The following is a 12,569-nucleotide window of genomic DNA, read 5'->3' as shown; positions in this document are numbered from 1 at the left end:
AAATATGAATACAAAAAACTTAGTTTTCGTCGCTCTATTTAGTTCTATTATGGGAGTGTTAGGGTTAATACCTCCAATTGCTCTTTCTATTACACCAGTTCCAATTACATTACAATCACTTGGTGTTATGCTTGCTGGTGGATTGTTAGGATCACGTCTTGGTGCATTAAGCCAGCTTATTTTCTTACTTATTGTAGGAGTTGGAGCGCCATTACTTGCTGGTGGACGTGGTGGCTTTGGCGTATTTGTTGGACCAAGTGCAGGATATTTAATTGGTTATATTGTTGGAGCGTTTGTCATAGGGTATTTAATTGAGCGTTTACGTGAAGTTTCTATTATAAAAGTATTATGTATTAATATAATTGGTGGTATTTTCGTAGTTTATGTATTTGGTATCCTTGTGCAAGCTTTCGTAATGGATATTTCTGTATGGGAAACGATGAAAGTGAGTGTTGTGTTTTTACCAGGTGATTGCATAAAAGCAATTATAGCAGCAATTCTTGTAACGAAATTACATCGTTCATTGAAACATATTATTACGCCTGCTTTAAAGAGTGGGAAATATACAAAAGCGGGATAAGAAAGAGAAGAAACACGTTCATTACGTGTTTCTTTTTATTATTTTGTCAAGAAAGGACGTCTCATATGGGGATTACAAAAGAATATAAAAAGCATGCCTCTGTACAACCGAATAAAATAGCAATAAAGGAAAATGATCGAGTTTTAACATATAAAGAGTGGTTTGAGTCAGTGTGTAAAGTAGTAAACTGGTTGGATGAAAAAAAGTCAAAGAATAAAACGATAGCAATCGTATTAGAAAATCGTATAGAGTTTTTACAACTATTCGCTGGTGCTGCTATGGCCGGATGGATTTGTGTACCATTAGATATAAGGTGGAAACAGGATGAGCTTAAAGAAAGGATTGCAATCAGTAATCCGGATGTGATTGTGACAGAGCGATATAAGGTAAATGATCTACCTGGTGAAGAAGGAAGAGTAATAGAAATTGATGAGTGGAAAAGAATGATAGAGCATTATCTTCCTGCATATCAGTCCGTAAAAAATGTACAAAATGCTCCTTTTTATATGGGATTCACATCAGGATCAACTGGAAAAGCAAAAGCATTTTTACGTGCGCAACAATCGTGGGTTCATAGTTTCGATTGCAATATACATGATTTTCATATGAAAGAAGAAGATTCTATTTTAATAGCTGGGACACTCGTTCATTCTCTTTTTTTATACGGCGCAATCAGTGCATTATATGTAGGGCAAACGGTGCATATTATGAGGAAGTTTATTCCAAAACAAGTGTTGGATAAGTTAGAAACTGAAAATATTTCGGTCATGTATACCGTACCAACAATGCTGGAATCTTTATATAAAGAAAATAGAGTAATAGAAAATAAAATGAAAATAATTTCGTCAGGAGCGAAGTGGGAAGCTGAAGCGAAAGAAAAAATAAAGAGTATATTTCCTTATGCGAAAAGATATGAATTTTACGGTGCATCGGAGTTAAGCTTTGTAACAGCGCTAGTTGATGAAGAGAGTAATAGAAGGCCAAATTCAGTAGGGAAATCTTGCCACAATGTGCAAGTGCGAATATGTAATGAAGCAGGAGAAGAAGTACAGAAAGGTGAGATAGGAACTGTTTATGTGAAAAGTGATCAGTTTTTTATGGGATACATATTAGATGGGATTTTAATTCCAGAGTTGACTGCAGATGGCTGGATGACAGTGCGAGATGTAGGTTATGAAGATGAAGAAGGATTTATTTATATTGTCGGTAGAGAGAAGAATATGATTTTATTTGGAGGAATTAATATTTTCCCAGAAGAAATAGAAAGCGTATTACATGAACATCCAGCTGTTGATGAAATAGTTGTAATTGGTGTGGAAGATAGTTACTGGGGTGAAAAACCTGTCGCGATTGTAAAAGGAAGTGCTACGAGGCAACAATTAAAGAGTTTTTGCTTACAACGATTATCCTCTTTTAAAATACCGAAAGAATGGTATTTTGTAGATGAAATACCGTATACAAATAGCGGGAAAATCGCTCGTATGGAAGCAAAAAGTATCATTGAAAATCAGGAGAAAATATATGAATAGAGCAGTTGTTGTAGAAGCGAAAAGGACACCTATTGGTAAGAAGAATGGGATGTTAAAAGACTATGAAGTTCAGCAATTAGCAGCGCCGCTTCTTACATTTTTAAGTAAAGGAATGGAGAGAGCAATAGACGATGTCATATTAGGGAATGTTGTTGGGCCAGGAGGGAATGTTGCGAGATTATCTGCTTTAGAAGCAGGGCTTAGTCATCATATTCCGGGTGTAACGATTGACCGGCAATGTGGTGCCGGATTGGAAGCGATTCGCACCGCATGTCATTTCATTCAAGGGGGGGCCGGTAAGTGCTATATCGCCGGAGGAGTAGAGAGTACAAGTGTGTCACCTTTTCAAAATAGGGCGCGATTTTCACCAGAAACAATTGGCGATCCTAATATGGGAGTAGCGGCTGAATATGTTGCAGAACGTTATAACATCACGAGAGAAATGCAAGATGAGTATGCTTGCCTCAGTTATAAACGAACACTGCAAGCATTAGAAAAAGGATATATACATGATGAAATATTGTCTTTTCATGGATTATTAGATGAATCTATAAAGCCAGAAATGAATTATGAACGAATGATTAAAAGAACTAAACCTGCATTTTTACAAAATGGTACAGTAACGGCAGGTAATTCGTGTGGTGTCAATGATGGGGCATGTGCTGTTCTTGTAATGGAAGAGGGGCAAGCTCGAAAATTAGGATATAAGCCTGTCCTTCGTTTCGTTCGTAGTGCTGTAGTTGGAGTAGACCCAAATCTTCCGGGGACTGGTCCGATGTTTGCGGTGAACAAATTATTAAACGAAAGGAATATGAAAGTAGAGGACATCGATTATTTTGAAATAAATGAAGCATTCGCCTCAAAAGTTGTAGCTTGTGCAAAGGAGTTACAAATTCCGTATGAAAAATTAAATGTAAATGGTGGTGCAATTGCGCTCGGTCATCCGTACGGTGCATCTGGGGCTATGCTTGTAACGCGCTTGTTTTATCAGGCGAAACGAGAGCGTATGAAATACGGAATCGCGACGTTAGGAATAGGGGGCGGGATAGGTCTTGCACTATTATTTGAGAAAGTAGAAGACTAGAAAGGAACTAGTTTTCTACTTTTTGAGGAACATAAGCATTGCTACCACGTTTTGCTTTTATTTCATTCCAAGCAGCGATAGCATCAGCTTTTGATTTTCCTTTATTATGTGGATCTTCGAAAAAGTCACGAGTAAAACGATTGTATTCAAACTGCGCGCTGATCGTTGTTTTATATGTAGGGTCTTTTTTACGTTCGTTTTCTTCATACCAAAATGTTATCGCGTCTTCATATGTTTTTCCAACATTCTCTTTAAAAAACTTTTGAAGAGCTACTGTAAAGCGGAAGTTTGCTCCAATTTTTTCTTTGAAAAAAGCACGAACATCTTCGCTACAGCGGTGATTGTTAGTAATAATCGTTTGAAGAGAAAGTTCTTTATAAGAGAGGGAAGTTTTACTCATCTTTTGACCAGAGCTGTTTTTTAATATTTTACCAGTATATAAATAATGTGAGATACGCTCGGTTATTTCAATCTTAGAGCCACTAGCTGGTAACCCATGCTCACGACAAAATATTTGAAGTTCTTCTTTTAACCAATAATAGTTTTGGAAATCTTCAAGTGATATAGACTTTGTTAAAGGTGGACGCATGAATGTAACAACTTCTTTCTTCCATAATTTTCTTTAATTATAAAACATATGTTCTTTTTGTGGAAGGATTAATTTGTAAATATAACAGGAAGAGGAGATTACATATGGAAAATGTAATGCAAGTTCGTGTTACCGGAATTTTAATTGAAGATGAAAAGGTATTGCTAGTAAAGCAAAAAGTTGCTAATCGGAATTGGTCTTTACCTGGAGGAAGAGCAGAGAATGGCGAAACGTTAGAGGAAGCAATGATTCGAGAAATGAGAGAAGAGACAGGGTTAGAAGTTAACATTCAGAAGCTACTCTATGTTTGTGATAAACCAGATGAACGCCCGTCTTTATTACATATAACGTTTTTGCTTAAAAGGATTGAAGGTGAAATTACGCTACCTTCTAACGAGTTTGATCATAATCCGATTCATGATGTGCAAATGGTACCGGTTAACGAATTAAGTCATTATGGTTTTTCGGAAACTTTTATAAAACTGGTAAATGAAGGGTTTGCAAATGCAGGGAGTTATCAAGGATTGAAACGAAATATAGGCTTGTAAATAAAGATGAAGGATAGCTATTAGCTATCCTTCATAAACATGCTTTACACTGCTGACTGTAAAGAAGAAATAAGTTGATTTAAAAACTCATCCCCAGTCATAAACGCTTTTCCACCGCCACGAGCACTTTTTTTATTTCCGCCACCTTTTCCTTCAATTGCAGGAAGTGCATCTTTTAAAAGAGCATTCATATCAAACGTGACTGTTTTTCCGCAAGCAAGAATACATTGTAATTTGTCCTCGTTTTCAATAACAAAATATGTAATGGCATGTTCTTGTTGTTCTGTAATAATAGCAGATAGTTTTGCGATTTCTTGTATAGAACGATTTGTAAACACTTTAGAAATAAGTATGCTAGCATGTATTTTGACAGGCTGTTGAAGTAGTTCATTTGCCTCTGCATATAATAATTTTTCATTCATTGTTTGTATTGTTTTTTCGTTTTCTTTTTGAGAAGTAAGCAGTTGTGCTACTTTTGCTGGAATATCACTCTCGCTACTGTTTAATTGTTTGGAAACATCCTTCATAATTTGTTGTTGTTGCCCTATTACTTTAAGTGTGCGCCAGCCAGCGATAAACGTTAGTCGTATGCCACCTTTATTGCGTTCCCAGCTAAGAACTTGAATAGGACCTACTTCACCAGTACGTTTCGGGTGTGTTCCGCCACAGCCGTTATAATCAAAGTTTTCGATCATAACAATGCGTATATTTTCTGTCATATTCGGTTCTTTACGAAGAGGTAATGTTTTCGCTTCTTCTAAGTCCATCCACTCTATACGGATTGGATGGTTTTCAAAAACAATATTGTTCGCAATTTGCACTGCTTTTTCAACCGTTTCATTAGGAAGATTTTCCGTTTCTAAATCGATTGTTACTATTTCTTTTCCAAGATGGAATCCAATCGTAGGTATGTTAAAATGGTCCCAAAAAGCAGCAGATAAAATGTGCTGAGCTGCATGTTGCTGCATATGATCAAAACGACGCTCCCAATTAATTGTCCCTTCTACTTCTTCTGTATGTAATTGTTCTACAATGAAGTGGCGAATTTCTCCATCTATCTCTTCTACATTGATTACATCGATGTCATTTAATGTGCCAGTATCATACGGTTGTCCGCCACCTGTCGGATAAAATGCCGTTTCGTTTAAAACAACGTATAAGTGCCCGTCTTTATCATAATCTTGCTTTATAATTTTAGTAGTAAAGTCCTTTTTATAAGCGTCAGTGTAATATAATTTTTGTACCAATTTTCTTTCCCCTTTCATGTTCACTAGTTTCATTGTAAAACAATTGAAATTAGTTTCCTAATATTTCAGAAGAAAGAAACTTTTTTTGGAATTTTCTTGCTATAATAAGAAAAAGAAAATGCGGGGGTGGAATGAATATGTTGTATGAAAACGGCGTAGATAAACTGCTTAGTTTAAGCAAAAATATTTCTGAATTGTATCGAGAATTAAACGAAATGACCCGGATTTTAACGGATTGTAACCGTGAAAGTGTGAAGTTTGATCGGTTATATGTAAAAGAGGTAATGTGGAAGAAAGAAGATGTAATCGAGAAATATGACCAGTTACTTGTGCAACTTTGTATAAATGAATGCTTTGATTTAAAAAGTGTTATTACAGGGGAATATAAGTATACATATGAAGAAGTAGAAAACATCGTTTTACAATTTAATGAAAAGTATAATGTCGCAATTTTAATTAAAGATGTTTGTAAAGAATTACAGTTTACATATGGCATAGATATGGATATAACGAGAACAGCTCGAGTATCAACAGCTCAAGTATAAAAAGGGAAAAGAAAGCAGATCCTTTGCTTTCTTTTTTTATGTGATAACAGGGAGAGTAGGTTTTTAAGATGAAGGGGAAGTTACAAAATATTCATCCGTTAGGAATGACAATTATAATAGGGACTTTATTTGCGAGGTTCGCCACGTCAATGAGTATTCCTTTTTTAGCAATTTATTTAACGACTGTTAAAGGCGTATCAGCTGGAATGACGGGTGCTATTATTGGAACGAGTGCACTTGTTGGAGTGTTTGCTAGTTTTATCGGAGGGAATTTATCTGATCGATTCGGTCGAAATATGATTCTAATATGGTCCATGATCGTTTGGGTGTTTGTATTCATAGGATTTTCACTTGCAGATCATGTTTTAAGTTTCTTTTTATTAAATGCTTTGAATGGATTATGTAGGTCCTTTTTTGAACCGACGTCAAGAGCATTATTATCAGATTTAACGAAACCAGAGTATCGTTTACTCGTATATAATTTGCGTTACGGTGCAATCAATGTTGGGGTAGCGATTGGGCCACTTGTCGGATTACAAATCGGAAGCGCAAAATCTACAATTCCTTTTTTAGTAGCAGCGGGAGTATATATTCTATATACAGCTATATTAGCATTCCAATTTAAGAAGTATCCAATTGAAAAAAAGAAAGTAAATATAGAAAAGCCTGTCACAATGTTAAATGCAATTCGCATTTTGCGAAAGGATGTTGTATTTTTAGTCGCGTTAGTTGGTATTATTTTGAGTAATTGTGGTTTTTCTCACTTAACGACGACAGTATCACAATATTTTGCAAATGCACATATATTCCAGGATGGAGTGAAGTTATTCTCATATATGCTCGCTTTAAATGCAGTTGTTGTAGTGATTATTCAATATCCTGTTATTCAAATGTGTAAAAAGTATACACCATTAGGATCCATTATGGTTGGAACTTTATTTGTGAGCGGGGGATTATTTGGATTTGGAATAGTAGAATCTATGCTAGGTGCTGCTATTTGCACAATTATTTTTACAATTGGAGAAGTCTTAATGTTTTCAATGACGGATGTATTTATAGATGATATAGCTGTTTCACAGTTAAAAGGAACATATTTTGGAGCAATGGGATTTTCAGGAATTGGAGCAGTAATAGGTCCATGGTTTGGGGGAGTACTTCTCGATTATTACGGGTACCAAAATGGATTTGTAGTATTTTCAGCGTTAGCTATATTTTCAACTGTAGCATTTCCTGTACTTTTAATTACGAAAGGTTTATTGAAAAAAAGGCATGGTGCAAATTGTAATTTAGAATTACATGCGAAATAAAATAAGCCCCAGTCATCTGCTGGGGCTTATTTTTGTATTTATCCCGTTATTAACGGGTAGTAAAACTCCTGTTGATTAAAGTTTTACTTTATTTTAATTCTCAATTTGAAAAAGAACTTTTTCTTCATGTTTATGAGCAACTTCGTTTTTGGAAATATGAATGGCTAAATATCCATTCTCTAAGCAGGCTAGCATCTTCTTATAAATAATATTATCGGGTAAAAGAATGATTCTCTGCAAAGAAATATTTTTATGAAGTATGCAAATGTTTAGGCCTGTCTTCATCTTTTTAATGACTACATTTTGTTCTTTTACATTTGGTACATCTGTTTCCAAAATGTATTCTTGTTCCGTTTCACAAAGGTCAATATGAATTTGATTTGGGAAACTAAAGTTGCTACAAGAATCAGAACAAAACTGATCCATCCATTCTTCGAAACCATCAACATGAAAAAGACAATCCTTCTTTTTCTTGCCCATGTAAGACACCCTCCGTAAAATCTCAATTCATACTATGTTATGCATGAATGAAGTAGGGGTGAAGAATAAATGGAAAAATATAAACATTGTATGTGGAAAAGGTAGCTAGTGTGCATTTTTTGTTTTACATATCATGATGTGCATGATGTTTTTGACGTGAATGGTTACGGTTTTTTACTTTATGAGATCCGCTTAATGGTTCGGGTTGTCCTTTTTTTTCTTTCGCTTCACGATTGTTTTTGCCCATTGTATGTGACACCTCCTCTTTCTCTTTAGAATGAGAGAAGTTTGCAAATTTATACGAGAATGTTTTTAGAAAAAAAGGTAAAGATAATTGGGACTAACTATTATGGAAAGGGGATTATATAATGCCATATCATAAAGATAAGCAGCAAGCTTTTCAAGCAGCGCAGCAAGGAGTTACACAAGCAGAAAATGCATTTAACAACATTGTAAAAAATGATCCAAACTACGGTCATGATTTAAAAGAATTACGCCAAGAGGTTCAGGAAGCCTATGAACAGATTCAAAATGCACTAGAAGTAGCTTCGGAAACACAACGCCCACAACTTGAGCAATACGAAAATAATCTTCAAAATATTATGCAGCATGTAGATCAATTAGAAAAGTAAATGAGATTGTTGTGTATTCGACAACCTCTTACTTTAACGAATATTATGCGAAAACAGAAAATTTTTCTACTCATTTTTTCTTTATTATGCGCAGTACATATATTTCAAGTTGAAAAAGTGGAAGCGAAAATGTTGCTCAGAAAAGAGCTAGAACCAACTGGCTATGTAACATGGGAAGTACCTAATAATGAAAAGATTATTGCTATTACATTTGATGATGGACCGGATCCAACTTATACACCACAAATTTTAAATTTATTGCGCCAATATAAAGCAGAAGCGACATTTTTTATGATTGGATTTCGAGTTCAGCGTAATCCATATTTAGTGAAACAAGTGTTAAAAGAGGGGCATGAAATTGGAAATCATACGATGAACCATTTGTATGCGAGTAATTCATCGGATGAAAAATTAGAAAATGATATTTTAGATGGAAAGAAATTTTTCGAAAAATGGGTGAAAGAGCCTTTGCTATTCCGTCCTCCTGGCGGTTATATTAACGATGCTGTATTTAAAACAGCGAAAGAAGCTGGTTATCAAACTGTTCTATGGTCGTGGCATCAAGATCCGCGTGATTGGGCAAATCCAGGGGTTGAATCTATCGTAAATCATGTAGTGAAACATGCTAAAAGTGGTGATATTGTATTGTTACATGATGGGGGAAATAATCGTAGTCAAACAGTAGCGGCGCTAGCAAAAATATTACCTGAACTGAAAAAGCAGGGCTATCGATTTGTAACGGTTTCGGAATTGTTACGTTATAAACATTAGAAAAAATCCCAAAAGGTGAATGCTCCTTTTGGGATTTTTCGTTACTGGTTCTTTTTGCGTTTCTTATTATTTTGTCGTTCTGCAGGAGTTAAGTTTTCATTTGCAAACTCTTCGTTATAACCAGCACCTTGTCCTTGTGCAGATGCTGCATTCATTCCTGAAATAGTATGATTTGCTTTTCTTTTACCCATTTTATTTCACCTCTATAACTTTTTTTGTAAGTTGCATGATGAGCAGTTCATAGTATGTATGAACTGTAAAGAAAACGCTAATAGAGCACTTTACTTTATGGTAATAGTATTCATAAGGAACATGAACACTATTCAAATTTAGAAACATAAAGAAAACTTATGATAATCTATAAGTTTCTTATTATTTACTTATTTAGAAAGTTGTAATAAGATATTATCGTAAGGTATTGAAAAGTTTGTCTACATTTTATATTCAGACAACTTAGTCACGTTTAACAGGGGGGAAACATAATGGTCAAACATAATCCATTTCAATCACGCGCAACTTTTGAAGTAGATGGAAAAACGTATCATTATTATGATTTGAAAGCGCTTGAAAACGCAGGGGTTGGCAACGTATCTCAATTACCATATTCCGTGAAAGTTTTACTTGAATCAGTACTTCGTCAAGTAGACGGACGTGTAATCACAGAAGAGCATGTTACAAATTTAGCGAAATGGGGAACGAAAGATGTGCAAGATATCGATGTTCCATTTAAACCATCTCGTGTAATTTTACAAGATTTCACTGGTGTTCCAGCTGTTGTTGATTTGGCTTCGCTTCGTAAAGCAATGGCAGACATGGGTGGGGATCCTGATAAAATTAATCCGGAAATTACTGTAGACCTTGTAATTGATCACTCTGTACAGGTTGATAGAGCGGGTACAGCAGACGCGCTTGCATTCAACATGGACTTAGAGTTTAAACGTAATGAAGAACGTTATAAATTTTTAAGCTGGGCACAAAAATCATTTGATAACTATCGTGCAGTTCCACCGGCTACAGGTATTGTACACCAAGTAAATCTTGAATATTTAGCACCAGTTGTTCATGCTGTGAAAAATGCCGAAGGTGACTTAGTTGCATACCCAGATTCGTTAGTTGGAACAGACTCACATACAACAATGATTAATGGTATCGGTGTTCTTGGATGGGGCGTTGGTGGTATTGAAGCAGAAGCGGGAATGCTTGGACAGCCTTCGTACTTCCCAGTACCTGAAGTAATCGGTGTAAAATTAACTGGTACACTTCCAAGTGGTACTACAGCAACAGACGTTGCATTAAAAGTAACACAAGTATTACGTCAAAAAGGTGTAGTTGGTAAATTTGTTGAGTTCTTCGGTAATGGCTTAAAGAGCATGCCTTTAGCTGACCGTGCAACAATTTCAAACATGGCACCAGAATACGGCGCAACTTGTGGATTCTTCCCAATCGACGAAATTTCATTAGAATACTTACGTTTAACAGGTAGAGATGAAGAGCAAATTCGCGTTGTTGAAGAATATTGTAAAGCAAACGGCTTATTCTATACAGCAGACAGCAAAGATCCAATTTACACTGATCTTGTTGAAATTGATTTAAATACAATCGAATCTAACCTTTCTGGACCGAAACGCCCACAAGATTTAATTCCACTTTCAGATATGAAAGATGCGTTCCACAAAGCTGTTGTAGCACCAGTTGGAACACAAGGACTTGGATTTAATGAGCAAGAGTTCGATAAAGAAGTGAAGGTTACATTAGAAGATAAAGAAGTAACGATGAAAACAGGTGCAATCGCAATCGCTGCAATTACAAGCTGTACAAATACATCAAACCCATACGTATTAATTGGGGCAGGTTTAGTTGCGAAGAAAGCAATTGAAAAAGGACTTAAAGTACCTGAGTACGTAAAAACATCATTAGCACCAGGATCTAAAGTTGTTACTGAATACTTAGATAAATCAGGTTTAACAACGTATTTAGACCAATTAGGTTTCCAAACAGTTGGTTACGGCTGTACGACTTGTATCGGTAACTCTGGTCCATTAGCACCGGAATTAGAAGAAGCAATCGCGGCAAACGATTTATTAGTAACATCTGTTTTATCTGGTAACCGTAACTTCGAAGGTCGTATTCACCCGCTTGTAAAAGCGAACTACTTAGCATCACCACCACTTGTTGTGGCTTATGCACTTGCAGGTACTGTCGATATTGACCTGAAAAATGATGAAATCGGTAAAGATGCAAATGGCAATGCTGTTTACTTCAATGACATTTGGCCATCAGCTAAAGAAATTGAAGATGTAGTCCAAAGTGTTGTTACATCTGAACTGTTCAAGAAAGAATATGCACAAGTATTTAACAGCAATGAGCGTTGGAATGAAATCCAAACTTCAAACGAAGCTTTATATACTTGGGATAATGATTCAACATACATTCAAAACCCACCATTCTTTGAAGGTTTATCTAAAGAGCCAGGTGAAGTTGAAACGTTATCAGGCTTACGCGTAGTTGGTAAATTTGGTGACTCTGTAACGACAGACCACATTTCACCAGCAGGTTCAATCGGTAAGCACACACCAGCTGGACGTTATTTATTAGAAAACGGCGTACAACCAGTTGACTTTAACTCTTACGGTTCTCGTCGTGGTAACCATGAAGTTATGATGCGTGGTACATTCGCGAACATCCGTATTAAAAACCAAATCGCACCAGGAACAGAAGGCGGATATACAACATACTGGCCAACTGGTGAAGTAACATCAATCTATGATGCTGCTATGAAATATAAAGAAGATGGCACAGGCCTTCTAGTTGTTGCTGGTAAAGATTACGGTATGGGAAGTTCTCGTGACTGGGCTGCGAAAGGTACAAACTTATTAGGTATTAAAGCAGTAATCGCAGAAAGCTTCGAGCGTATTCACCGTAGTAACTTAGTGTTAATGGGTGTGTTACCACTTCAATTTAAAGATGGCGAAAGCGCTGAAACGTTAGGTCTTGTTGGTAACGAATCATTTGAAATTCAAATTGACAAAACAGTTAGACCACGCGATCTTGTAAAAGTAGTTGCAACTGATGCAGATGGCAACGAAAAACAATTTGAAGTAGTAGCTCGTTTCGATAGTGAAGTTGAAATTGACTACTACCGTCACGGTGGTATCCTGCAAATGGTTCTTCGTGAGAAAATTGAAGAGTCTAAAGTGTCGAACTAAACAATTGAAATGAATGATAAGGAAGCTAACAACTGTTAGTTTCCTTATTTT

Annotated in this window: 14 protein-coding genes; 9 read left to right on the top strand and 5 right to left on the bottom strand. The window is 36.0% G+C overall.

Annotated features, from left to right (window positions below; genetic code table 11):
* The first annotated feature begins 4 nt into the window (after positions 1 to 4).
* From ACTFSI_RS00155 to ACTFSI_RS00145, 3 genes are all read left to right on the top strand, one after another.
* Positions 5 to 580 (top strand): biotin transporter BioY, encoded by a 576-nt coding sequence (locus ACTFSI_RS00155; RefSeq protein ID WP_044793417.1) that lies wholly within the window; start codon positions 5 to 7, stop codon positions 578 to 580.
* Between the two features lie 65 nt (positions 581 to 645).
* Positions 646 to 2,109, top strand: coding sequence for an acyl-CoA synthetase (locus ACTFSI_RS00150; RefSeq protein ID WP_440045181.1), 1,464 nt, complete (start codon positions 646 to 648; stop codon positions 2,107 to 2,109).
* Entirely contained in the window at positions 2,102 to 3,193 is a 1,092-nt protein-coding gene (locus ACTFSI_RS00145; protein WP_440045180.1) for an acetyl-CoA C-acyltransferase, read from the top strand. Before ACTFSI_RS00150 ends, ACTFSI_RS00145 begins: the two co-directional genes overlap by 8 nt.
* A gap of 7 nt (positions 3,194 to 3,200) precedes the next feature.
* Here the strand turns inward: ACTFSI_RS00145 and ACTFSI_RS00140 are convergent, their stop codons facing one another.
* On the bottom strand, positions 3,201 to 3,782 hold the full coding sequence (locus tag ACTFSI_RS00140) for an SAP domain-containing protein (protein ID WP_265153422.1): 582 nt from the start codon (positions 3,780 to 3,782) through the stop codon (positions 3,201 to 3,203).
* A gap of 104 nt (positions 3,783 to 3,886) precedes the next feature.
* On the opposite strand from ACTFSI_RS00140, the gene ACTFSI_RS00135 reads away from it, so the two are divergent.
* Complete coding sequence (locus ACTFSI_RS00135; protein WP_265153421.1) at positions 3,887 to 4,330, top strand: NUDIX hydrolase; 444 nt, start codon at positions 3,887 to 3,889, stop codon at positions 4,328 to 4,330.
* 44 nt (positions 4,331 to 4,374) lie between these two features.
* On the opposite strand, the gene ACTFSI_RS00130 is transcribed toward ACTFSI_RS00135, so the two are convergent.
* The gene (locus ACTFSI_RS00130; RefSeq protein ID WP_265153420.1) at positions 4,375 to 5,577 is read right to left on the bottom strand and encodes an alanyl-tRNA editing protein; all 1,203 of its coding nucleotides are present in this window, start codon (positions 5,575 to 5,577) and stop codon (positions 4,375 to 4,377) included.
* 137 nt (positions 5,578 to 5,714) lie between these two features.
* On the opposite strand from ACTFSI_RS00130, the gene ACTFSI_RS00125 reads away from it, so the two are divergent.
* Together ACTFSI_RS00125 and ACTFSI_RS00120 are read left to right on the top strand one after the other, a co-directional pair.
* Complete coding sequence (locus ACTFSI_RS00125) at positions 5,715 to 6,122, top strand: hypothetical protein (RefSeq protein ID WP_000965145.1); 408 nt, start codon at positions 5,715 to 5,717, stop codon at positions 6,120 to 6,122.
* A 68-nt stretch (positions 6,123 to 6,190) separates the two neighbouring features.
* A complete protein-coding gene (locus tag ACTFSI_RS00120; RefSeq protein WP_265153419.1) occupies positions 6,191 to 7,429 on the top strand; it encodes an MDR family MFS transporter in 1,239 nt (412 codons plus the stop codon).
* A 93-nt stretch (positions 7,430 to 7,522) separates the two neighbouring features.
* Here the strand turns inward: ACTFSI_RS00120 and ACTFSI_RS00115 are convergent, their stop codons facing one another.
* Together ACTFSI_RS00115 and ACTFSI_RS00110 are read right to left on the bottom strand one after the other, a co-directional pair.
* Entirely contained in the window at positions 7,523 to 7,909 is a 387-nt protein-coding gene (locus tag ACTFSI_RS00115; protein WP_440045179.1) for an Hsp20/alpha crystallin family protein, read from the bottom strand.
* 124 nt (positions 7,910 to 8,033) lie between these two features.
* On the bottom strand, positions 8,034 to 8,156 hold the full coding sequence (locus ACTFSI_RS00110) for a small acid-soluble spore protein P (protein WP_000517649.1): 123 nt from the start codon (positions 8,154 to 8,156) through the stop codon (positions 8,034 to 8,036).
* 121 nt (positions 8,157 to 8,277) lie between these two features.
* Between ACTFSI_RS00110 and ACTFSI_RS00105 the strand changes: the two genes are divergently transcribed.
* Together ACTFSI_RS00105 and pdaB are read left to right on the top strand one after the other, a co-directional pair.
* Complete coding sequence (locus ACTFSI_RS00105) at positions 8,278 to 8,541, top strand: hypothetical protein (protein WP_001146294.1); 264 nt, start codon at positions 8,278 to 8,280, stop codon at positions 8,539 to 8,541.
* A 45-nt stretch (positions 8,542 to 8,586) separates the two neighbouring features.
* Positions 8,587 to 9,312, top strand: a complete 726-nt coding sequence (gene pdaB, locus ACTFSI_RS00100; protein WP_130983660.1) for a polysaccharide deacetylase family sporulation protein PdaB — start codon at positions 8,587 to 8,589, stop codon at positions 9,310 to 9,312.
* 41 nt (positions 9,313 to 9,353) lie between these two features.
* Here pdaB and sspO read toward each other — a convergent pair whose 3' ends face one another.
* Positions 9,354 to 9,503 (bottom strand): acid-soluble spore protein SspO, encoded by a 150-nt coding sequence (gene sspO / locus ACTFSI_RS00095; RefSeq protein ID WP_000518052.1) that lies wholly within the window; start codon positions 9,501 to 9,503, stop codon positions 9,354 to 9,356.
* A gap of 291 nt (positions 9,504 to 9,794) precedes the next feature.
* Between sspO and acnA the strand changes: the two genes are divergently transcribed.
* Positions 9,795 to 12,518 (top strand): aconitate hydratase AcnA, encoded by a 2,724-nt coding sequence (gene acnA / locus ACTFSI_RS00090; RefSeq protein WP_000238572.1) that lies wholly within the window; start codon positions 9,795 to 9,797, stop codon positions 12,516 to 12,518.
* Positions 12,519 to 12,569 lie beyond the last annotated feature (51 nt).

Source organism: Bacillus cereus group sp. MYBK101-2, from assembly GCF_051918845.1.
GTDB classification, from domain to species: Bacteria; Bacillota; Bacilli; order Bacillales; family Bacillaceae_G; genus Bacillus_A; species Bacillus_A paranthracis.
Note: the sequence above shows the minus strand (reverse complement) of the source record. Positions and strands in the feature narration are given on the sequence as shown.

Bases quoted from the DNA above. Each gene is read 5' to 3' on its own strand.
- ACTFSI_RS00145 (WP_440045180.1), top strand. From the start codon at position 2,102: ATGAATAGAGCAGTTGTTGTAGAAGCGAAAAGGACACCTATTGGTAAG.
- sspO (WP_000518052.1), bottom strand. From the start codon at position 9,503: ATGGGTAAAAGAAAAGCAAATCATACTATTTCAGGAATGAATGCAGCA.
- ACTFSI_RS00115 (WP_440045179.1), bottom strand. From the start codon at position 7,909: ATGGGCAAGAAAAAGAAGGATTGTCTTTTTCATGTTGATGGTTTCGAA.
- ACTFSI_RS00120 (WP_265153419.1), top strand. From the start codon at position 6,191: ATGAAGGGGAAGTTACAAAATATTCATCCGTTAGGAATGACAATTATA.
- ACTFSI_RS00125 (WP_000965145.1), top strand. From the start codon at position 5,715: ATGTTGTATGAAAACGGCGTAGATAAACTGCTTAGTTTAAGCAAAAAT.
- ACTFSI_RS00150 (WP_440045181.1), top strand. From the start codon at position 646: ATGGGGATTACAAAAGAATATAAAAAGCATGCCTCTGTACAACCGAAT.
- ACTFSI_RS00110 (WP_000517649.1), bottom strand. From the start codon at position 8,156: ATGGGCAAAAACAATCGTGAAGCGAAAGAAAAAAAAGGACAACCCGAA.
- ACTFSI_RS00140 (WP_265153422.1), bottom strand. From the start codon at position 3,782: ATGCGTCCACCTTTAACAAAGTCTATATCACTTGAAGATTTCCAAAAC.
- ACTFSI_RS00155 (WP_044793417.1), top strand. From the start codon at position 5: ATGAATACAAAAAACTTAGTTTTCGTCGCTCTATTTAGTTCTATTATG.
- ACTFSI_RS00135 (WP_265153421.1), top strand. From the start codon at position 3,887: ATGGAAAATGTAATGCAAGTTCGTGTTACCGGAATTTTAATTGAAGAT.
- ACTFSI_RS00105 (WP_001146294.1), top strand. From the start codon at position 8,278: ATGCCATATCATAAAGATAAGCAGCAAGCTTTTCAAGCAGCGCAGCAA.
- acnA (WP_000238572.1), top strand. From the start codon at position 9,795: ATGGTCAAACATAATCCATTTCAATCACGCGCAACTTTTGAAGTAGAT.
- pdaB (WP_130983660.1), top strand. From the start codon at position 8,587: ATGCGAAAACAGAAAATTTTTCTACTCATTTTTTCTTTATTATGCGCA.